Annotated in this window: 20 protein-coding genes; 5 read left to right on the forward strand and 15 right to left on the reverse strand. The window is 36.2% G+C overall.

Features of this window, described 5'->3' with window-relative positions; genetic code table 11:
• Positions 1-133: 133 nt before the first annotated feature.
• From V7108_RS05870 to phaQ, 7 genes are all read right to left on the reverse strand, one after another.
• The gene (locus V7108_RS05870; RefSeq protein WP_335517873.1) at positions 134-1,738 is read right to left on the reverse strand and encodes a spore germination protein; all 1,605 of its coding nucleotides are present in this window, start codon (positions 1,736-1,738) and stop codon (positions 134-136) included.
• Positions 1,739-1,749: 11 nt separating this feature from the next.
• Positions 1,750-2,859, reverse strand: coding sequence for a GerAB/ArcD/ProY family transporter (locus V7108_RS05875; RefSeq protein ID WP_335567537.1), 1,110 nt, complete (start codon positions 2,857-2,859; stop codon positions 1,750-1,752).
• Complete coding sequence (locus tag V7108_RS05880; RefSeq protein ID WP_335517867.1) at positions 2,846-3,097, reverse strand: hypothetical protein; 252 nt, start codon at positions 3,095-3,097, stop codon at positions 2,846-2,848. Before V7108_RS05880 ends, V7108_RS05875 begins: the two co-directional genes overlap by 14 nt.
• Positions 3,098-3,217: 120 nt before the next feature.
• Entirely contained in the window at positions 3,218-4,057 is an 840-nt protein-coding gene (locus tag V7108_RS05885) for an undecaprenyl-diphosphate phosphatase (protein WP_335567538.1), read from the reverse strand.
• Positions 4,058-4,194: 137 nt separating this feature from the next.
• Positions 4,195-5,370, reverse strand: a complete 1,176-nt coding sequence (locus V7108_RS05890) for a C40 family peptidase (protein WP_335567539.1) — start codon at positions 5,368-5,370, stop codon at positions 4,195-4,197.
• A gap of 260 nt (positions 5,371-5,630) precedes the next feature.
• Positions 5,631-6,233, reverse strand: a complete 603-nt coding sequence (locus V7108_RS05895; protein WP_335567540.1) for a hypothetical protein — start codon at positions 6,231-6,233, stop codon at positions 5,631-5,633.
• Positions 6,214-6,651 carry a poly-beta-hydroxybutyrate-responsive repressor gene (gene phaQ / locus V7108_RS05900; protein ID WP_335517856.1) on the reverse strand — a complete coding sequence of 146 codons (438 nt, stop codon included), beginning with the start codon at positions 6,649-6,651 and terminating at the stop codon, positions 6,214-6,216. The genes V7108_RS05895 and phaQ overlap by 20 nt, the downstream gene beginning before the upstream one ends.
• A gap of 146 nt (positions 6,652-6,797) precedes the next feature.
• Between phaQ and V7108_RS05905 the strand changes: the two genes are divergently transcribed.
• Positions 6,798-7,580: an alpha/beta fold hydrolase gene (locus V7108_RS05905; protein ID WP_335567541.1), complete on the forward strand. Its 783-nt coding sequence runs from the start codon at positions 6,798-6,800 to the stop codon at positions 7,578-7,580.
• 72 nt (positions 7,581-7,652) lie between these two features.
• Here V7108_RS05905 and V7108_RS05910 read toward each other — a convergent pair whose 3' ends face one another.
• From V7108_RS05910 to V7108_RS05940, 7 genes are all read right to left on the reverse strand, one after another.
• Positions 7,653-8,363, reverse strand: coding sequence for a hypothetical protein (locus V7108_RS05910; RefSeq protein ID WP_335567542.1), 711 nt, complete (start codon positions 8,361-8,363; stop codon positions 7,653-7,655).
• An 18-nt stretch (positions 8,364-8,381) separates the two neighbouring features.
• Positions 8,382-9,032: a hypothetical protein gene (locus tag V7108_RS05915; protein ID WP_335567543.1), complete on the reverse strand. Its 651-nt coding sequence runs from the start codon at positions 9,030-9,032 to the stop codon at positions 8,382-8,384.
• Positions 9,033-9,044: 12 nt separating this feature from the next.
• The gene (gene adhE / locus V7108_RS05920) at positions 9,045-11,657 is read right to left on the reverse strand and encodes a bifunctional acetaldehyde-CoA/alcohol dehydrogenase (RefSeq protein ID WP_335567544.1); all 2,613 of its coding nucleotides are present in this window, start codon (positions 11,655-11,657) and stop codon (positions 9,045-9,047) included.
• Positions 11,658-11,877: 220 nt separating this feature from the next.
• Complete coding sequence (gene ppc / locus V7108_RS05925) at positions 11,878-14,637, reverse strand: phosphoenolpyruvate carboxylase (protein ID WP_335567545.1); 2,760 nt, start codon at positions 14,635-14,637, stop codon at positions 11,878-11,880.
• A gap of 141 nt (positions 14,638-14,778) precedes the next feature.
• On the reverse strand, positions 14,779-15,228 hold the full coding sequence (locus V7108_RS05930) for a CoxG family protein (protein ID WP_335517840.1): 450 nt from the start codon (positions 15,226-15,228) through the stop codon (positions 14,779-14,781).
• Positions 15,229-15,331: 103 nt separating this feature from the next.
• A complete protein-coding gene (locus V7108_RS05935) occupies positions 15,332-16,504 on the reverse strand; it encodes an LL-diaminopimelate aminotransferase (RefSeq protein ID WP_335567546.1) in 1,173 nt (390 codons plus the stop codon).
• 149 nt (positions 16,505-16,653) lie between these two features.
• Positions 16,654-17,253, reverse strand: coding sequence for a hypothetical protein (locus V7108_RS05940; protein ID WP_335517836.1), 600 nt, complete (start codon positions 17,251-17,253; stop codon positions 16,654-16,656).
• A gap of 333 nt (positions 17,254-17,586) precedes the next feature.
• Here V7108_RS05940 and V7108_RS05945 point away from each other — a divergent pair, with 333 nt between their 5' ends.
• A complete protein-coding gene (locus V7108_RS05945; protein WP_335567547.1) occupies positions 17,587-18,165 on the forward strand; it encodes a hypothetical protein in 579 nt (192 codons plus the stop codon).
• Positions 18,166-18,235: 70 nt separating this feature from the next.
• Here the strand turns inward: V7108_RS05945 and V7108_RS05950 are convergent, their stop codons facing one another.
• Positions 18,236-18,430, reverse strand: a complete 195-nt coding sequence (locus tag V7108_RS05950) for an IDEAL domain-containing protein (RefSeq protein ID WP_335567548.1) — start codon at positions 18,428-18,430, stop codon at positions 18,236-18,238.
• A gap of 189 nt (positions 18,431-18,619) precedes the next feature.
• Here V7108_RS05950 and V7108_RS05955 point away from each other — a divergent pair, with 189 nt between their 5' ends.
• Genes V7108_RS05955 through V7108_RS05965 form a run of 3 tightly spaced genes read left to right on the forward strand, consistent with a single transcriptional unit; the run spans position 18,620 to position 20,932 of the window.
• The gene (locus V7108_RS05955) at positions 18,620-19,468 is read left to right on the forward strand and encodes a hypothetical protein (RefSeq protein WP_335567549.1); all 849 of its coding nucleotides are present in this window, start codon (positions 18,620-18,622) and stop codon (positions 19,466-19,468) included.
• A gap of 25 nt (positions 19,469-19,493) precedes the next feature.
• Entirely contained in the window at positions 19,494-20,198 is a 705-nt protein-coding gene (locus V7108_RS05960) for an ABC transporter ATP-binding protein (protein WP_335516963.1), read from the forward strand.
• The gene (locus tag V7108_RS05965) at positions 20,195-20,932 is read left to right on the forward strand and encodes an ABC transporter permease (protein ID WP_335567550.1); all 738 of its coding nucleotides are present in this window, start codon (positions 20,195-20,197) and stop codon (positions 20,930-20,932) included. Before V7108_RS05960 ends, V7108_RS05965 begins: the two co-directional genes overlap by 4 nt.
• The last annotated feature ends 14 nt before the right edge of the window (positions 20,933-20,946 follow it).

Consider the following 20,946-nt stretch of genomic DNA (forward strand, 5'->3'; position numbering starts at 1 on the left):
TAGTTCGTATTTATTATCTTGACTTTATCAACAGCCATGCCGACGACAACGGTTATTTCTGATAACTCACGATGATCCCAACAGCCGCTCACTATCATCATTAATATTAAAATGAATACCAGACTTTTAAATTTCAACTGCTGTTTCCACCTTTCATTGGAGGCGGTGATGGCGGTGATGAAGAAAATACTTTTTGTTCCGATTCAGCTCTTAAATATTTCGGTCTCTGTTTCATTTTCCAAAACGGAAATCTAAGAAAGACATCCTTTTGGTCTTCAATGATAAACGGAGCAATCGGAGCTAAATATGGAACTCCAAACGAACGAAGCGAACTTAAATGTGCAACCATCGCAACTAGTATAAGCAAAACCCCATAAAGGCCTAAAACAGCAGCAAAAATGATTAACATAAAACGCAAAAGTCTAGATGCTGCTGCAAAACTGTATACCGGGGATACGAAGTTAGCGATTGCCGTTATAGAGACAATGATAATCATAATGTTTGAAATGATACCCGCCTCCGCTGCTGCTTGACCAATTACAAGTGCACCGACGATTGAAACCATTTGTCCGATAACCCTTGGCATTCTTACCCCTGCTTCTCTCAAAATTTCAAAAGTAATTTCCATTATTAAAACTTCCACAACAGCAGGAAATGGTACTCCCTCTCGCTGGGCAATAACACTTAATAATAAGGTAGTTGGCAGTAATTCATGATGATACGTTAGTACACCCACATATAAAGATGGTGTTAACAATGCAATCATAAAGGAAAGATAGCGAATCAATCTTACGAAAGAGCCTAAGAAAAAAGACTGATAGTAATCCTCAGCCATTTCAAAAAAATTCACAAAAACAGCAGGAACAAGTAAGGCAAAGGGTGTACCATCAATAAGAATAACAATTTTCCCTTCCATTAAGTTTGCAGCCACGGTATCCGGCCGCTCAGTATTTAATGCCAGTGGAAATAAAGTAAACGTCTTATCTATGATTAATTCTTCAATATTCCCAGATTCAAAAATGGCGCTAACCTTTATTTTCTTTATTCTGTTTCGAACCTCTTGAAGGATTGCCTCGTTTACAATTCCTTTTACAAATCCTATATAAACGGGTGTTTGAGTTGCTTCACCGATGGTATATTGTTCAAAATGTAGATTTTGATTGCGGATCCTTCTTCTTATAAGACTGACATTCGTCGAAATCGACTCAATGAACCCATCTTTTGGACCTCTGACTACTGTCTGCGAGGATGGTTCTGTAACTGACCTTTTTTCATCTGTCAACATATTAACTGAGATAGCTTTGTCCAAGTGATTGATTGAAATTACCAGACTGCCGTTAATAATAGCAGAATAAATTTCATTCGTTGTGCTGATCATTTGATAACTTGCTCCGCCAAAGATTTCCTTACAATAAGAGGTTAACTCATCTACAGTTTCCAAATTATCAATGAAAATATGATTTGGGGACAAGAATTTTGATATTGTTTCATGTAAACTTTTTGAATTAACCATAGTTTCTAAATAAAAGATTAGTACATCTTTATCAGCAGTTCTGCCTTCCAATACACGCAAATCCGCAGACATCCCGAAGGCACTTTCCACTTCCGCCCTCACGTTTTCAAATGGGTAATCTAAAATGCCCTTGTCCATTCCCATTTCGTTGTCATTGTTTGCAACAATTTCTTCTATTTTTATTGGTTTCTTTTTCAAACGGCGAAATGGTTTAATTGGAGTCATCCTACTCTCCTTTAAAATTTCGACTTACTTTTCCGCTGTTTCCAAAGGACCAGTAGAAATAAAATAAATGGTACAACATGCTGTAACGGAAAGTGTAGCAAGTACGGTACCATTTGAATGCCCTCCTGGATATGGTCAGCAAAATCTACGGACACCATGACAGAAATAAATGAAATAATCATTGAAACTGGAAGGGCGAAATATCGATATGGTAGTTTAAAAATATATTCTAGTCCTTTTAAACCAGCATAAAAAAACATCGATCCTTTTATAAAAACCCCTAACATGATAATAAAAACCACGAGGGCATCAATTCTTTCGATAAATTCTCCAATCGATACAGCTCTGGCAGTACTTAAAAGCGGAAAGTTGGAGCGCTCGGTAGAGTCCACCCCAAGTGTAATGATCATTAAAAAGGAAGAGAGCATAAGAAGTATGGTAGCAATTCCTATACCAGTGATGGAAACCCTGAGACTATATTTTTTATTTGTTAAACTTGCATAAATCACACTGAAAGCTATGAGCTCCCCAAATGGAAATAAAGATAATTCCATAAACGCCGTTTTGAATACAGGAACAATTCCTTCACCAAATATAGGCTGAATTTGATTGACTTCAGTCGTTCCACTTGCGAATAGGAAGACGGTTAATAAAAATAAAAAACCGAAGATATAGGGTGTAAATATTTCCGATGTTCTAGCTAAAACCTCAATTCCTAAATAAAGGATATATCCCATTAAAAGGCATAAAGTGAGTGACATCATTTCAATCGGAGTGTTTGGTAAAATGGCCGTGACCATTAATTCTCCAAAATCTCTGATAACCCGCGAAGATATGTAAAGGAAATAAACAATATAAACGAAAGTAATGATAATGGTTCCTTTTCTCCCAATACAAAATTCAAATACTTGAAAAATATTCTTATCAGGAAACCGCAGGATAAAGAAATGATAAAATGATATAATTCCGATCCCTATCATTCCGCCGAGTGCAATCGCCAGCCATGCATCGTTTCTTGCTTCGCCTCCGATACCAACAACAATGGCACTTCCTAATAGAAAATTGATAATCAAGGTCAGCAGCTGACTTAATGAGATATTCTCCTTTTCAATTTTCATCATTAATTTCTCTCACTTTTAGGTTTTTCTGTTTGGCACGATAAATACGAAAATCCACAACTACACTCCATATCAAACCAAAAAATGCTCCTGACAATGAAATCGTCCTTCCAATTGCGATTTCTGAATAAAATATCTTTACGATGGATTCAAAAAAGGAGATTTCATAAAGTTTCATATCGAATAATGCTAAAAGTGTTGATAGAAATATAATCAATAAGAAAAAAGACAATGTTACCATTTTGTTATTTACCTCAAGACTGTATTTACCTTATGTTTCCAAAACAAATCTTTTTTTATCCAGAAAAAACCACAAAGCATAAAAATAGACAGCAACCTCATGGTTGCTGCCTGTTAAATATTATAAATAGACAATAAAAATGATGAACGCTAAAAGAATTCGATAAATAGCAAAAGGTACGAGTTTTATTTTATCAATAAGTTTTAAGAAAAACTTTATCGATATTAATGCAAAAATGAAAGCACTAATAAATCCTGCAATAAAGAATGGCAAAGCATCCACTGTTATATACTGCCAGTTCTTTAATAATGAAAGAAAGCTTGCACCAGCCATAATTGGAACGGCCATAATAAATGTAAAATCAGCTGCCGCTCGGTGACTCATTCCAATTAAGACACCTCCGGAAATAGTTGAGCCTGAACGAGAAAATCCTGGCCATAAGGAGAAACATTGAATCAAACCAATCGTAAGAGCTTGTTTATACGTTATTTGGTCAACACTTTGGATTTTGGGAAGTTTCGGACCAAAGCGATCAGCGATAATCATAAATATAGCACCAATTACTAATCCAATTAAGACCGTTTCAGTCGAAAATAAATGCTCATCGATATAGTCTTCAAAAAGGACACCAAAAATACCAGCAGGAATTAACCCCACAATTACTTGGGAAAGCTTAAGACGACCGCCTGTCCGGTTCTGGACAGAAAGTTTACTTTTTATTCGCCCCATGCCTAATAAGTCTATAAATCTGTCTTTAAATGTGATTACAACAGCTAAAATTGAACCTAATTGGATCACTACTTTAAAAGTATTGGCCCCATATTTTCCTATAAAATCCTCTGACTTGAGCCACATATCATCAACAATAATCATATGACCTGTTGATGATACTGGAGCAAATTCAGTTAGCCCCTCTACTAATCCTAGAATAATTGCCTTAATTATCAATAATAAATCCATTTTTTTGTAACTACTCCTAACTATTTCTTCTATTTTAACTAAAAAAATGAGATAACTTTTTAATTGTACTCAATTACTATCGCCTTTAGCAAGAACTAAACAAAAAAGGTGGAGCTAATAAAAGCCGCACACCTCTTTTATTCAGATATGATTCGGTTTACACGGCCATTAAATTTTTCTAACCAATATCCATTCGTCATATCTGCAATCGCAACACCAGTGGAACTTTGTGAGCCTAAGAACATCCCAGCACCAAGATAGATACCAACATGCCCATCTTTTTTATAAGTATCAAAAAACACAAGGTCTCCTGGCAGCATTTCATTGATACTAACAGGTGTTCCTGTATTCTTTAAGACTTCTGTACTTGCACCGATTTTTATTTCTACCTGAGCAAATGCCCAGCTGACAAATGCTGAACAGTCAAATCTTCCATTGGCAATATCGTATTCATTTCGACCTCCGCCAAATACATACACTGAATTTCCTATATACTTAAACCCTTCAGTAATTAGATTTTGAACAGTTACATTAGAAGTCAATGATGAATCATGATTAAATTCAATTGGTACAATAACACTTTTGTCACCTAATGTTGTTAGAGTAGAATCCTGTTGCATTAATCCAGCCTGTTCGGCTAGTTTATCTTGCTCCTTTCTCTCTAACTCTGATCTTAGTTGTTCATTTTGTTGTTTTTGTTCTAAGATTTGTGTTTGCATACCTTCTAATTCCACTTTCATATTCTGAAGCTCAGATAATTTATCTTGCACATAAACCTGCTTCTCTTTCACTTCCTGTTTTTCCGATTCATGTTGTTTAACAAGATTTTGATCTGCTTCAACAAAAGAGGCTACTGCACCGACACGGTCTACAAAGTCCTTAAAACTTGAGGCACCAAGTAAGACATCAAGGTAATTTACTTTTCCACCTGATTCTTGAAAAGTAAGAGCACGCTTTTTCAAGATTTCATTCCGTTTTTTTACTTTATCATTTAAAGTTTCAATCTCAGATTCTAGTTCCTGTATTTCTATTTGTGAAGCACTGATTTTTTCCTCTGTTTCTAAAATGATTGCCTCGTTATCTTTTATTGCTTGCTCAACACGAGCAAGTTGTTCATTTATTTGGGCAATTTCATCCTTAACTTGGTTAAGCTCCAACTTTCCTTTCAAAAGTTCTAATTGTAGTCTTGTACGCTGTTCATCAACAACTTGGTGACTGTTGTCATTATTATTCTCTTCTGCTTCAACTTGAAGTAATACAGTTGAACTTCCTAAGGTGATTATGGTACAAAATGCGATAATCTTCTTATTCAAAGCTTTCCCCTGCTTTCCTTCATTGCAATAGAAATACAATTTAATAGTTTAACTATGTAATTTTATAAAATTTACCAATTCCATACTTTATACCCACTTTAATCCTATTCAATTGCAACTAGAAGTATAGCATGAAATTCTGTTTTTTCAATATTAGTAATATTAAATTTTTGTTTCAGGATTTTATATTCCTTCATATTCATTGAATAAAAAAAATAGCAGGCCAATTAGTATTGGTCTGCTAATCATTATTATTGTTTTTAGTTAGTAAATTTTAAAAGCTCTTTAAAACTGTTTGTTCCACGATTCACAATTTCATTGTGAGTATTTCTAGCCACTTTCAAATACTCATTGGTAACCTGCTGCCAAGCATTAAGTTGTTCACGACCAAAACCGATGTTTGCCTCGGTACTCTTTTCAAAGTTATCCTCTAACTGGTCAATAATTTGGAAAGCAGACTTAATTGGTGTAAGTGCTAAGTTTTCTAATTGATTAGAAACTTCCTTAAACTGCTGCTGAAGTAGCTCCTTCTCACCCATCATTTCTTCTTCCTTCACAAATGCTTCCCTGCGTGCATTTATTTGCTGCACAACTCCGGAAACTACTTCTTTGTTTGTATTCTTCGTTTGCTCAAAAAGATTACCTAGTGATTTTCTATATTGTTTGTTAAACTTGATGACTTCTCTTAATGCGTTCATATACGCATCTTCTCGGGTTTCGTGCAATTGTCTAGACCTCTCTAGTGATTGCTCAAACTGATTCCAAAGTGTATCTACAAATAAACCTTCATTATTAGTCTCTTCAGCTGTAGGAATCATCTTAACTTCAACAGCTTGAACAGCTTCATTCTTTTTCTGTGCCATCGTCCTTCCTCCTCTTATTACTATTTTCTTTCTCTATCGAATCCCTCTTCTGAAATGAAGGAATATAGAGCTCAAAGAAACCTGAATACATTTTGAAGAATTGGTCCAGCATCGATTGGTACGATTCTAGTTGATTGGCATAGCCTTTTAAGTATGTAATACCAGCTTGAGTTACTGAATATCTTCTTTTCGCGGGACCACTTCCGTTTGTATCCCACTCTGATGATACGAGTTCTTCCTTTTCTAGCTGTCTTAACAGTCGGTAAAGATTACCTTGATCAATCGTTTTAAATCCAAATGTTTGCAATTTCTGACTTAACTCATAGCCGTGAAGAGACATCCTGCTAAGAAGCAATAGAATAAATGGCAGAACAAAATTTTTTGATGGATTTACCGATTGATTCTCTTGATTTACCATTCTCATCACCTCACCTATATGTATTTTACACCTATCGGTAATATTTTGTCAACCTGACAAATAAATGTTAATATATGGATTAACATCACGTTTACAATTTTAATACATTGGTAATAAAATTAATAAAAAATTGAAGGTGGTGTCAAATGGATAAAGCAAAGATTAGCATGTTTGGGATGCCTTATTTTCATTTTGGCAATGGGGAACCGTTAGTATTCATTCATGGATTAGGCGAGGTGAAGGAAAGCTGGCAGTCGCAATTTGAATTAGCTGATCAATACGAATTAATTATTCCTGATTTACGAGGGCATGGAGAATGTACGAAAACAGAAGGAATCTCGATTCAAAACTTTGCTGCAGACGTGATTAATTTATTAAATGAGTTAAAAATTGAAAGTGCCCACATTTTAGGACTTTCTATGGGCGGTGCAGTTGCTCAAGAAATTTATCGCCAAGCTCCCCACCTAGTCCGCTCTCTCATGTTAATTAGTACATTCCACTTTTTCCCGATAGCACTTAGAAAACCTTTGTTTCTATTAAAGAAAGTGAGGCTGGGTGCTGCTGCAACAGAAGACAACCTTAAAGAAACTGCTGCCAAAATGAGTCTATACTCTTGGTCAGAGGATAATATGAACCAGTTTAAACACTATTTCCAGCCTAAAAGGAATATCTTCTTAAAATCTCTTAAAGCTTGTTTTCAAGTTAACAATATTTCTTTATTAACTACTATTAAAGTCCCTACTTTAATCATTGGATGCCAGTATGACTCTGTTTTACCCGTTTGGATTCAATATTGTATGCACAAGCTCATCCCCCAGTCAGAATTCATCATTATGAGAAACTCGGGACACTTAGCAAAATTAGAAGCAACAAACCGGTTTAATCAACTCCTTAGAAAGTTCTTAAATCGGCAAAAAGCTGCTGCTTAATTCGATTAGCGGGAGAGACATAGATCCTTCCCGCTTATATCCCTTTTTATAAAACCGTTTTCTCCTCTCTGATTATATTGTTGCAGTTAGCTCTTTTTCTTTTTCCTTGCTTTTTGGACTTTCTTTTGCCATAAGTCCCTTTAATAAAGCCAAGTCATCTTTAATTTCAGTTAATTGGCCAAGTCCTAACTTAACTTCTTCAATTTCAGAATGAGTGGTTTTGTTGCCGTTCTGTCTATACATTTCGGCTAGTTCCTTCTGCGTTTCATTTATTTCCTCAAGCTCCTCCCTGATATCTCGAAGGTTTACTTGGATAATCTTAATGTCCACGAGGTCTTTTCTAATTTCCTGAAGGTCATCTTTTATTTTACTTATTTCAGTAACTTCATGTATCGTTTTTTGAAACTCTCCCTGCATATGCTTTACCATTTTACCCATTTCTTGAAACAACTCTAGATTTCCCTTATTTATTCCACCAAGAGTCTCCTGTACGTTCCAAATTTGTTCTTCTAAACTATCCATTTTCCCTTCAGCTTGTATCGATAGATTTGCTACATTTGCAACATCTTTTTTTGTTGGAATGTTCATTAATCCAGCCAAAAGCTCTTGGTTTTTCTTTAATAGTTCAATAGAGCGTGAATGAAAACCCAAGCCAGCAGTGGCTAAGCGCACGAATTCATTGTTATCTGCTGCCATATATAGCAGACTATTAATTTGTTTTTCCCACATGTCACTAATTTGTTTAATGCCTTCAAAGGGATTATTCATCTTTTCTTTGGACATTCTTTATCATCCTCACTCTTATGATTTTATATCCTCTTCTTCTACCGTTTCCATGAAATTATTTAATGGAAACATCAATCCTTTGATTTGCCCGCTAAAAAAATCAACAAATCTTTTTTGATTAGCGGAGATAACAGTGGCAGCTTGTTTTATTGATTCAATATACTGTTTTCTTCCTTTTTTTCGAAATGCAATATATTTATCTATCATTTGGAGATATTGATCCATCATTTGATTATTTGTGACAATTTGTAGAGACGAACCAAGGATGGATGAAGTTCGGGATTTAATTTGATCAATCTGCTGGTTTACCTCTTCATAAGACCTTTTTGGAAATAAGTGTTGCAGTGCAGTAGTAGACATCAAAAATTCTTCTCTGGCTGTTCTTTCCCACTTTGCTATTTCATTATTAAACCGTTCTTTAACAGATATAATATTTTCCTGGTTTCTCTTTATGCCATCAGCAAAATACATCGCTTCTTTCACTAATACATCATCTCGAAAATCTGCACGCTTTGCCCATTGATCTAACTCACGAAACGCATGCTCCCAGAGAATGTCCAAAGTTGAAATGGAGTCTTGCTCTCCTGTCTTTTTAGTTTGTTCAGTTGAATGCAGCGCCTCCTCATGGACAGGCTCCTGAACCTTGGATTTCTTTTTATCAGTCATTTCATTTTCCTCCTACTTATCTGCTTCGAATCCTTTATACGCCTGACGGTAGATATTTACAAGTTCAGAAACAAGTGGTTGTTTTGGATTTGCAATGGTATCCTGATCATCAAAAGCATGTTCAGCTAGGATATTTATCTTTCCTTCAAACTCAGTCTTATTTATATCCATTTCTTCAATGGACAATGGTAATTCTAATTCCTTCATTAACCTATATACGGCTTCTATTAAACTGTTTACTCCTTCTTCAGTTGTCTCCGCAGCCAGTCCTAACATTTTTGCAATCTCGGCATATCGTTGATCAGCAATAAAGTATTCATATTTAGGGTAGGTCATGAATTTATTCGGATTTGCTGCATTATAACGAATTACGTGCGGCAACAATACAGCATTTGCTCTACCATGTGCAATTGTATACTCTGCACCTAGTGCGTGTGCGAGGCTATGGTTAATACCTAAGAATGAATTAGCAAAAGCCATACCAGCTATGGTTGAGGCATTGTGCATTTTTTCACGGGCTAAATCATCGCCATCCTTGTACGCCTTTGGTAAGTATTCAAATACTAACTGGATTGCTTTTAATGCAAGCCCATCGGTAAAATCATTCGCAAGTACTGATACATACGCCTCAATTGCATGTGTTAAAACATCCATTCCCGTATCTGCTGTAACATGCTTAGGAACAGTGTTAACAAACTGTGGATCCACGATAGCAAAATCTGGTGTTAGTTGAAAGTCAGCCAGCGGATATTTAATATTTGAACTTCTATCTGAAATCACTGAGAAGGAAGTAACCTCAGAACCTGTCCCTGATGTTGTCGGAATCGCAATAAAAATTGCCTTTTCTCTAAGTTTAGGGAATTTAACGACTCTTTTACTCGGATCGAAAAATTTTTGCTTCAAGCTATTGAAATCAGCTGCTGGATGTTCATAGAAAAGCCACATCGCTTTTGCTGCATCCATTACTGAGCCTCCTCCTAATGCAATAAGACAGTCTGGAGCAAACTTCCTCATTCTCTCCGCACCACTCATAACCGTTATCATGTCTGGTTCAGGTTCAAGATCATACAACACTTCATACTTAATATTTTCAGGGTTCTTCTCCAATTGATAAAGTACTTTTTCAACGGAGCCATTCTTCATTTGACTTCGGCTTGTTACAATAAACACTTTTGAAATTCTAGGTATGGTAGCCAATACTTGTACCGAGTTTCTTTCAAAAAAGATTTGTGATGGTACCTTAAACCATTGTGTCATATTTCTCCTCTTTGCAATTTTCTTAATGTTTATCAAATTAGCCACACCTACATTCTGAGACACTGAGTTCCCTCCATATGTTCCGCACCCTATAGTTAAGGATGGTAAAGATGTGTTATAGATATCTCCAATGGCTCCTTGGGTCGATGGTGTATTAACAATTATTCTCCCGGCTTTCATTCGAGCGGAAAAAGTGTCAATCACATTTTGGTCAGTTGTATGAATAGCAGCAGAGTGTCCAAGCCCGCCATACTCTAGTGTTTCTTCAGCAATCAGCAGCCCTTCGGCTAAACTATTTACCTTATAGCATGCAAGAATTGGGCTTAATTTTTCACATGAAAGCGGAAATTTAGGTCCTACCCCTTTTAATTCAGCAATTAATATTTTGGTGTTTACAGGAATATTGACTCCAGCCATTTTTGCAATCATAAATGCAGGTAATCCGACGATCATCGGATTTAACGAAGCACTATTTTTATCGATTGCCGCCTTCTCAATCAATTGTTTCTCTTCATTATTTAAGAAGTAACAATTATTTTCGATTAATTCCCTTTTTACTTCGTTATATACCTCGTCGTCAATAATTAGGGCTTGTTCTGAGGCACAAATCATGCCATTATCGAATGTCTTTGATAGAATAATGTCGTTGACAGCACGCTTAATATTTGCGCTCTTCTCGATGTAACAAGGGACATTCCCTGCTCCAACTCCAAGTGCAGGCTTTCCTGAGCTATAAGCTGCTTTTACTAAATTAGGTCCCCCTGTAGCTAGGATGAGTGAAATCTTGGGATGCTTCATCAAAGTCTGAAAAGCTTCATGAGAGGGTATATCAATCCACTGGATACAATTTTCTGGCGCCCCTGCTTTTAACGCAGCTTCCTTAAGAAGTTTTGCGGCAGCGACACAGCATTTTTGGGCATATTTTGGAAAGGCAAAGATGATTGGATTCCTAGTTTTCAACGAAATCAATGATTTAAAGATGACAGTTGACGTTGGATTAGTAATTGGTATAATACCAGCGATTACACCTACTGGTTCAGCCATTTCAACCATACCCTCATGCTCGTTTTCTCGAATAAAACCAACTGTCTTTAAATCTCTAATATTGTTATAAATAAACTCAGTTGCAAACATATTTTTGAATACCTTATCTTCATATACACCTCTTCTGGTTTCTTCTACTGCTAGTTTTGCCAAGTCTTTGTGGTGATCCAGGGCAGTATAGGCGATCTGCTTGACAATTTCGTCTACCATTTCCTGATTGTAGCAGCGGAATTCAGCTAATGCCCTTGCACCATTTTTAGCCAAAGTATCAATCATGGCTGCAACATTTTGTTTTTCCTTTACTGCTTTTTCTTCAATTGCCATATTCAAATCCCTCCAAATCAATCCTCTCAAGCAGGAATGTTTTTGCATCTATTAATCATATCTGGCTAAAATATATCATGATGAACACCAAGGATTTTGTCGAATCCTGCCAAAAACGAATGAATGTTCATTCATTCTTCAAAAATTCATAAATTGTTCAAAACTGAACTTCTAACAAAATAAAAAACCGCACCTCCCTGAAGGGGTGCGGTTTTCAATATCAACCTGTATTACGTAATCCTGCTGAAATTCCACTAATCGTGAGAAGTACTTCAGTTAATAATTCTTCAGATGGCTCGTCCTGTGTTCGTAAATGCTTAATTAATTCAACCTGTAAGAAATTTAATGGATCCACATAAGGATTTCGACGATAGACTGAGTCCTTAATGTTAGGTGTGTGATCTAACAATTCTTTATCACCTGTAATTTTCAGAAGAATTTCTTTCGTTCTCTCATATTCTTCAAGGATGTTCGAAAAAATCCTCTCAGCAATTTGCTGATCTTCTACAAGTGATAAGTATTCTTTCGCTGTTGTGATATCAGCTTTCATTAAAGCCATTTGGAGATTATCAATCGTTGACCGGAAGAATGGCCATTTTTCATACATTTGCTTTAATTGCTGTAAATTTTGTTCACTTTTTGAAGCAAAGCTTTCTAATCCAGTCCCTGCTGCATACCATCCAGGCAGGAGCTGTCTGCTTTGTGTCCATGCAAATACCCATGGAATCGCTCGTAAATCTTCAAAACGACCACGATTCTTTCGGCTCATTGGTCTTGAACCAATGTTTAAATCACCGATTTCTCTTAATGGAGTTGCTTCATTGAAATAAGTTAGGAAGCCTGGATCTTCAAATACAAGTGAATGATATTTCTTTTGGGCAGCACTGGAAATCTCTTCAATAACCGACTCCCATAATTCATCCCTCAAGTTTCCAGGCTCTGCCTCTTTGGATACACGGGCTGTTGCCAGTATAAGTGTCGAAGTGGCTTGTTCCAAGCTTCGATAAGCGATGTCTTCAAGCAAATATCGGGAAGAAAGTACTTCACCCTGTTCGGTAATTTTCACTCCATCTCCTATGGTTTCTGCTGGCTGCGAAAGGAGACTTTTGTTTAAAGGGCCGCCGCCGCGTCCAAGTGAACCGCCGCGTCCATGGAAAAACTTCAAACCTATTTGATATTTGCTTGCCATCTCATGAATTTCAAGCTGCGCTTTATACAACTTCCAGTTAGCTGTCAACGTACCACCGTCTTTACTTCCATCTGAATAACCAAGCATGATTTCTTGTTGGTCGTTCATTACTTTCAAATGGTTACGATAGACTGGCATTTGGAATAAAGTTTCCATGATTTTAGGTCCTGCTGTTAAATCATCAATCGTTTCAAGCAGCGGAGCCACATTTAATTGGCTTTCAAGCGTTCCATCCGCATGTAGTCGATAAATTCCTGCCTCTTTAGCCAATACAAGAACTTCAAGTAGGTCACTTGGAGATTTTGTCATACTGACTAGATAAACGGAAATGGAGCGCAAACCGAATTCCTTTTGTGCATTTCGAATCATCTGAAACACCTGAATCATTTGCTGTGTTTCTTGCGAATAATCTTCATTTAATAAAAGAAGCGGTCGTGGGTCCTTTAAAATACCTTCCAATATACTCATCTTTTCTTCTTCAGAAAGCTGAGCATAATCTTCCGCGATACCTACTTTACGCAGGATTTCTGTCATCGCTGCCTCATGCTCCCCGCTATGATTTCGTATATCGAGTGTAGCCAAATGAAAGCCGAAAAGCTGTACCTGACGAATCAACTTTTGAATGGTTTTTAATTCATGGTCTGCAGGATGATGATTTTTTAAACTTCTTTTGATTACGTATAAATCTTCTAACAATTCTTCGGATTTACGATAGCCTAAATCAGATTTACCCACTTCTTTTAATCGTTCAATAATAATAGCAAATTTACGTCGATAAACTTCTGTTTTAACTGGCCATTTCCTATCCTCTGGTAAGAACTTGTCCTCTTCTTCCTCTAAGTTGTGGATTATTTCTTGACTAACTTCTACTCTAGTTGTGGAATGACTGTAGCGTTTCATAAGATCGATAAGGACATTTTTATATTTTTTTATGACCAGCTTTCGCTGCTTGCGTAAGGTCTCCCAAGTGATCTCAGGAGTAACGTTTGGATTGCCATCCCGGTCGCCGCCAATCCACGATCCAAACCTTAGAAAATTAGGGACATCCCATTCATTGTCAGGATAATTCTTTTCCAAACAATCTTCTACTTCACGGTGAATTTCCGGAAGAACTTCAAATAGCGTTTGATCAAAGTAGTACAGCCCGTTCCGCACTTCATCTAATACAGTCGGCTTATTATGACGCAGTTCATCTGTCTGCCATAGAATCGTAACTTCATTAAACAAACTTTCTTCTAGCTTCCTGCGTTCACTTACTGTTAACAAAGGATGATCAAGCTTTTTTAATACCGCTGCAATACGTTGTTGTATTTCTAAAATGGATCGCTTCGATGCCTCTGTAGGATGCGCTGTAATGACTAATTCAAGTGACAATTTATTTATAACATCTTGAATCATATTCTCACTGATCTGGTTTTCCTTTAGAGATTGAAATGCACTCTCGATGGAATCTGGCTGATTAGTATCGACTTCTAGCTGGTATTGGCGTCTTCTTCGAATGCGATGATTTTGTTCGGCAATGTTTATCAAATGAAAATACATAGAAAATGCTCGGATTACCTGCATTCTCATTGGGCTGCTGAGATCAGCAATCTCATGCTTTAATTGAGAATAAATTTCCTGATCGAAATGGATTCTAAGTGTTTTGCTCATCAGACGGATTTTTTCAACCTTATCTAATAGTTCAGTCCCACCATGACTGACAAGGATTTCACCAAGTATTTGACCAAGTAATTTAACATCGCGGCGAAGTGGAAGACTGCTGTCGTTTACCTTTAATTCTGTATTCATGCTTTCACCTTCCCTGTACTAGTTAATAATTAAATTTTTATTTTTATTAATATAACATAATTTTTAGTCATTTGTTAAAAGTTTTTTTAATTATTAAAAAAAGCAATCCAGAATTTACCCCGGATTTGCCTGTTTTAATCTTTATCTTTGGCTAAATTCTTCAAGCTTTGATGAGATGGCCGCTGTCACTTCTTCTGTTGATTTGGGCACCGCGTTTTTAAAGAGCGAATTTGCCAATGAACCTAATGGACCACTTGCATTAATTTCAAGAAATCCAATCAGTAAAGTTTTATTCTTATTAATCGCTTGGGCTTCAAAATAACCTTCTCCAATATATTTTTCATTGGTACGCTTTAATTCAAAGCTTACCCTGGCTGGTTCATTCCACTCTTTAATATCGATGACTAAACTTACCTTTTTTTTCATTATGCCAAGGTCGCTTTTAAATTCCCAGGTAATTAAGTGATCATTTATTCTCTCATGCTTAATATAACCGGGTACGAGTGGGGCCCAATTATTTTCATCCCTGATGAAGTCCCAAATTACATTTATGGGGATAGCTAATTCTATTTGTTGCTTTTCGCTCGGCATCTGTTATCCCTCTTTCGTTTCAAATGTAAAAGACCTTCAAGTGGCCGAAGGTCTTTTTTTAGATTTATATGATTAATCGTACGGTAATAGAAGGAGGGATTTTTTATTTAGGCTTTGCCAAGAATTTGTGAATCCTTTCTGCTGCTTCCGAAAGTCTCTCTGCTGGCTGTACTAATGCAATTCGGACGTATCCTTCACCTTGTTTTCCAAATGCATCACCAGGGATTACAGCTACTCCAGTGTTATTAATTAATTCAAAAGCGAACTGTCTTGATTTCCATCCTGCAGGGATTTTGGCCCATAGAAACATCGTTGCGGGCGACTTTGATAACTTCCAGCCGCTTTTTTCTAGGCCAGCCATTAGTGTATCCCTGCGAAACTCGTACTCTTTCACCTGCTCTTGCAGGAGTGTGTAATCTGATGTAAGAGCAGCAGTGGCTGCTTTCTGAATCGGATAAAACACCCCATAGTCAATTTGTGATTTAAACATTCCCAGGATATTTAGAGCCTGTTCGTTACCAACAGCATATCCAATCCGACAGCCTGCTAAATTGAAAGTTTTAGATAGTGAATTAAATTCTATTCCCACTTCTTTCGCCCCTGGAACAGACATGAAACTAATCTGCGGATTGTTATCGAAAATCAATTCTGAGTAGGCAAAATCATGAACAACTAAAATATTATGACGTTTAGCAAAATGGACAACCTCTTCAAAAAAGCTGCTATCAGCCAAGACAGGTACAGGATTGCCCGGATAACTAAGAATCATCATTTTTGTCTTTTCCAAAATTGGCAGTGGTATATCATCAAGAACCGGCAGGAAGTTATTTTCAGCTAATAAGGGTAAAGGAAACAGAACACCACCGGCAATGGTAACACTAGCCTCATAAATAGGATAACCAGGGTCTGGTACTAATACATAGTCTCCTGGGTTAATGATGGCGGTTGCTAAATGAGCAAGTCCATCCTGTGACCCCATTAATTGGAGAACTTCATGTTCTGAATCGATGTCTGCTGCGTAACGCTGCTTATAGAAGAATGAAACAGCCTCATGAAATTCTGGTATTCCTTTCAAGGTATATCCGTAATTTGCTGTGTCACTTGCATATTTTACAAGTTCTTCAACAACAAATGCTGGAGGCGGTAAATCAGGGCTTCCGACACTTAAATCAATAACATCCAGCCCCCTGTTTAGGGCTTTTCGTTTAAGAACAGCTACCTCCTGAAATATACTTGCTGTTAATTTTTGAACTTTCTTAGAAGCTGTAAGATTCATAGATTATCCCCTCAATCAAATATTTAAATGCAAATATGGTATTTCATTAATTATTTTAGCAAAATTTCAATTCTTAATAAAATTCTAAAAAGAGACAAAAAAATTAGAGGAGACGTGTATTTTCAAAAACACGTCTCCTCTAGTTTAACCTATATTACTTCTACCCTATCAGTGCTGAAATCGCGATAATAACTTGAGTGAGCTAACTCGTTCATATCCCTATTTGTCACAGCAAAGTAAGCTGATAATTTCCCCTCATACATTAATTCCAAAGAAGAGGACTCTTTGATGTCATCTGGAGTAACAAGCGAAAGCGGCTTTTGTTTATTGATCTTTACTCCGGATTCCTCAAGAAGAGCAGCAACAAAATGTGAGCAAAAGAATGCATTTTTCCGATCTAACTCTAAATTGAACAGAACAGCAAAAAGACCTAATAGATTGTAGCGATATTCCCCTTTATTTTTTTCAATTTCATCAATCTTTTGACAAATCTTATCATACTGTTTCTCTGATATAGTACAGCAGTAAATAGCACAATCAGCATTCCGAAATATTCCGCCACGGATATTCTCCCTTACAAAGCCGGCTAGGAAAGGGTTCCGTGGTCTTTTTCTTCCAAAGCTATAAACATCCCAAAGTTGATCATCTAGTGCAATGGAAGCATGATTATGCGGCTTCTTAGTATATAGTTTTATAATTTTTGTTAAGACTGTCCCAGTATCAGTAAGAAGTACGTAAATCTTCCTCATCCTATATTCCCCCTTCATTTATCTATAGGAAGGGATTTATTTCGCATCATCCCTTGATTATTTTCTCATTCGCCCACTTAAAATAGATCAATAGTATCGTTTCTATTTATATCATACAGCGTAGAACTCCCGTTATAAACAATCTTGAGAATTATCTTCCACTAAGACCTCAGACTTATCTTAAATGTGATTACTCTTAATGCTCATATATTATAATTTACTAAATATAATTCCTCATAGAAACACATTTTTCCTGTTTTTTGATAAAAATTTCCCATTTTTAACATTTCAAGCATAAAATAATACATTCACTAATGATTAGGGGTGTAATAAATGGGATTATATATCAATAAAGGAAAACATCCTGCTGTATTTAAAAACAACCGAAAAATAACCGAACCAAATCAAAAGCTGCTGAGAAGGGATTATCTTACAGAACTAATAGACGAACAACAGCAGGCGAATGTTTCACTTATTAATGCTATCCAAGATATGAAGCATCAGTTTCTTAACCAAGAGGTCGTACAAGCCGGTCATTTGGATAAGATTACAAGCCAATTAAATGAGCTTAGAACAAGTAACCTAAGACATAAAGAATATGAAGAAGTAATTATTGATCTTTTAAAAACACAAGAACAGCTACAAATACAATTATCGGAAAAAATTAGTAAACATGAAGCGTTTCAGACAGAGGTATTAACTCGATTGGATCAACAAGAGGCATTGACCGAAAAAATTTTCCGGCAAATCAATCATATTCGCTCAATCCTTTTTGAGCGAACAAATTATTTGGCTGAAAAAATTGATGAGGGCTATAAAATGACCTCTTCTTATGTTTATAAATTGATGACTGGTTCTGAACAGCCAATTGCCTTTTATCTAATGAATAACAATAAACAAAAGAATAAATGAACAACAAAAGAAGCCCTTTCAAATGAGAAAAGGGCTTCCAATATGAGAATAATGTCTGTTAAGTAACATTCTATGAGATTTTCTTTAATTCCTCTGTTAACTGGAGGAAAGCTTGCTTATTTCTTTCTTGTAAGGAGATGTCGATTTCCTTACGGAGCACTTCTCTTCTAAATTCAATCAAGGCGTGGTTTAAAAACATTTCAGCAAGTGCAGAATCGTTGTTTTCATCTGTGTGTTGTGGTGAATTTAATAATCTCTTTTCCATGGAAATCAACTCCTTGAGCTTTTTTTTATTATACATGTAATTTTCTAAAAATTCAAATATTTTATTTATTTTAATTTAAAAATTTTCTTCCCCGTTAATTTAAGAAAAATTTAATAGTTTCTTTAGATTGCTTTTATAACTTCACAGTAGACTAGACTTGTATCAAAATCATGAATGGGGGCAAAGAAAATGAATAAGAAGCTTTTTGCAGCAATCGGGATAAGTGGAACGCTAATGTTAGGCAGTGTCTATTCAATTTCGGCAAATACATCTGGTTACGACCTTTACAAGGAGGCATTAAAGAAAACTCACACAGCTGATAGTGTGACTATGAATGTTCACTTTAAAATGGAAGACAACAACAAGTCGCTACTATCATCAGAGTCTGTTTTCAATTCTGATTCAGAAAATCAAGTAAGCTCCATCTCCACTCGTTTATCCAATGAAACTGAAGTTAGCACGATGAACCTGTATAAGCAGGATGGGAATTGGTTTGTGATGAAAGACGGATTTGATACAGTTTATAAAATGGACACCTCTTCTCGTCCGCATCACAGTAAAACTGCCGAACTAAAAGATGATTTTGAAAATCTGATTGATGTCATGACCAAAAATCTTCAACAGCAAATTACGGTATTAGAAAAACAAAATGGCAACCAATTCATTGAGCTCGATTTAACTGGGAAGGAAGTCCCTTTGACCGCAAATGCATTAAGTACTTTGATCATTAAACATGCAGTCATGATTCAGGACAATAGCGCAACTGAAAGCTCAGACTTTCACATTAAAGCAAAAGTACCAGAGCTGGATCATGACATAACCATTAAAAAAATTAAATTAACTGCACAGGTGAACAAGGAAAATTATATTGAAGAACAGACTGTCAAAGCCGTTGTGACTGGTAAAGATAAAACAGGTACGGGCCATGAATTAGTTTTAACGATAGACTTGAAGGTTACGGACTATAACCAAACAACTGTAGCTCCTGTTGAGATTCCTGAAGATATGGTAATTGAATTTAATCACGGTAAAAAATAAAGGTTATGAATAGAAGGTGACTAGTTTGGAAAAAGCAGTGGTTATTACCGGAATGACAAAACAATACCCTAATGGCAGAGGAATACAAAATATTAATTTAATTATTAATCAAGGAGAAATAATGGGGATACTCGGTCCAAATGGAGCTGGGAAAACAACATTATTAAAATGTATTACCGGTCTAAGTTCCCTGGATAGTGGGAAAGTCGAGTTATTTGGGGTTGACCTTCTTAATTATTACAAAGAGGCGATACGCCCTGTAGGAGCATTAATTGGACCGGCCGCCGCCTATGAAAATATGACACCTTATAAAAATCTCAAAATGATATCCCGCTTCTATTCCGGTGTATCCCCTTCTGATATTAAGGAAGTCTTAAACATAACAGGGTTAACGCCCTATAAAAATGAGAAAATATCTTCCTTTTCAATGGGAATGAAACAACGCTTTGGGATAGCCTCAGCACTCATTTCCAAGCCGCGTTTGATTATTTTAGATGAACCAACAAACGGTTTGGACATTGACGCTTTGCTGATGTTGAGAAAAACCATCCAGGAGATATCAAGCACTTCCGGAGTAACCTTTGTGATTTCCAGTCACCATATTTCTGAATTAGAAAAATTATGTGATCGTTTTTGTTTTCTCATACAGGGTCAGGTCTCATTTTATGAGGAAGGCAGCGAGCCGTTGGAAGATGTCTACATCAAAAAGGTGGGGGGCTTAGTAGGATGAACACAATCAAAGCAAATAGTCTTAATGAAATAGAAAAGCTGCTGGCAAAAAAGATAACCAAATTTGTTTTTTTATCTGCTTTGCTCATACCCATTCTTACTAAGCTCCTGGTAAATTATTTATTTATTACTGATTGGATGGCTTTACCAGCGGAAAACATTAACTTTACATTGTTAGATCTATTCTTGACCATTCTTATGCCTTTATTTATTTTTATTGCTGTAACAGATATGTTCACAGGTGAAGGAGAGTCTGGTACTTTATTACAAGTAAGGCCTATCAGTAGAATGGAACTTTACCTTTCAAAAATAATAGCCATTAGTATTTTAAGCTTGGTTATTCTTTTAATTGAATGGTTGGCAGTAATCATTAGCAGCGCTGTTATTGATAAGACCTTTGAGTACACGATGATTCCAACAAGTTTTGGAGCCTTTTTCGTATCATGGTTTCCCATCATTTTAATCTCTATATTTGCTATCCTGTTGGCACTTTTTTTCAAATCTAGTGTTCTCGCTATTTCTAGTATGATTTTTATGTATTTGATGATGATATTTATTCCTTATATATTCCCTGCAACCATGTATCTCCTGCCTTCAACTTATTTGGATTGGTATATGCAGTGGCATAGTAATGTATCTATTCAATGGATTTTACAAACTGTCACCTATTTGTGCTCTTCCTTCGGATTGTTTTTTTCATTAGGCTATTATATGTTTAATAGAAAAGAAGCATAACTAAAGGATGTTAA

It is taken from the genome of Neobacillus vireti, assembly GCF_036962345.1.
GTDB classification, from domain to species: domain Bacteria; phylum Bacillota; class Bacilli; order Bacillales; family Cytobacillaceae; genus Neobacillus; species Neobacillus vireti_A.

Coding starts and splice junctions, on each gene's coding strand:
- V7108_RS05870 (WP_335517873.1), bottom strand. CDS start 1,738: ATGACTCCAATTAAACCATTTCGCCGTTTGAAAAAGAAACCAATAAAA.
- V7108_RS05875 (WP_335567537.1), bottom strand. CDS start 2,859: ATGATGAAAATTGAAAAGGAGAATATCTCATTAAGTCAGCTGCTGACC.
- V7108_RS05880 (WP_335517867.1), bottom strand. CDS start 3,097: ATGGTAACATTGTCTTTTTTCTTATTGATTATATTTCTATCAACACTT.
- V7108_RS05885 (WP_335567538.1), bottom strand. CDS start 4,057: ATGGATTTATTATTGATAATTAAGGCAATTATTCTAGGATTAGTAGAG.
- V7108_RS05895 (WP_335567540.1), bottom strand. CDS start 6,233: ATGGCACAGAAAAAGAATGAAGCTGTTCAAGCTGTTGAAGTTAAGATG.
- phaQ (WP_335517856.1), bottom strand. CDS start 6,651: ATGGTAAATCAAGAGAATCAATCGGTAAATCCATCAAAAAATTTTGTT.
- V7108_RS05905 (WP_335567541.1), top strand. CDS start 6,798: ATGGATAAAGCAAAGATTAGCATGTTTGGGATGCCTTATTTTCATTTT.
- V7108_RS05910 (WP_335567542.1), bottom strand. CDS start 8,363: ATGTCCAAAGAAAAGATGAATAATCCCTTTGAAGGCATTAAACAAATT.
- V7108_RS05915 (WP_335567543.1), bottom strand. CDS start 9,032: ATGACTGATAAAAAGAAATCCAAGGTTCAGGAGCCTGTCCATGAGGAG.
- adhE (WP_335567544.1), bottom strand. CDS start 11,657: ATGGCAATTGAAGAAAAAGCAGTAAAGGAAAAACAAAATGTTGCAGCC.
- ppc (WP_335567545.1), bottom strand. CDS start 14,637: ATGAATACAGAATTAAAGGTAAACGACAGCAGTCTTCCACTTCGCCGC.
- V7108_RS05930 (WP_335517840.1), bottom strand. CDS start 15,228: ATGCCGAGCGAAAAGCAACAAATAGAATTAGCTATCCCCATAAATGTA.
- V7108_RS05935 (WP_335567546.1), bottom strand. CDS start 16,504: ATGAATCTTACAGCTTCTAAGAAAGTTCAAAAATTAACAGCAAGTATA.
- V7108_RS05940 (WP_335517836.1), bottom strand. CDS start 17,253: ATGAGGAAGATTTACGTACTTCTTACTGATACTGGGACAGTCTTAACA.
- V7108_RS05945 (WP_335567547.1), top strand. CDS start 17,587: ATGGGATTATATATCAATAAAGGAAAACATCCTGCTGTATTTAAAAAC.
- V7108_RS05950 (WP_335567548.1), bottom strand. CDS start 18,430: ATGGAAAAGAGATTATTAAATTCACCACAACACACAGATGAAAACAAC.
- V7108_RS05955 (WP_335567549.1), top strand. CDS start 18,620: ATGAATAAGAAGCTTTTTGCAGCAATCGGGATAAGTGGAACGCTAATG.
- V7108_RS05965 (WP_335567550.1), top strand. CDS start 20,195: ATGAACACAATCAAAGCAAATAGTCTTAATGAAATAGAAAAGCTGCTG.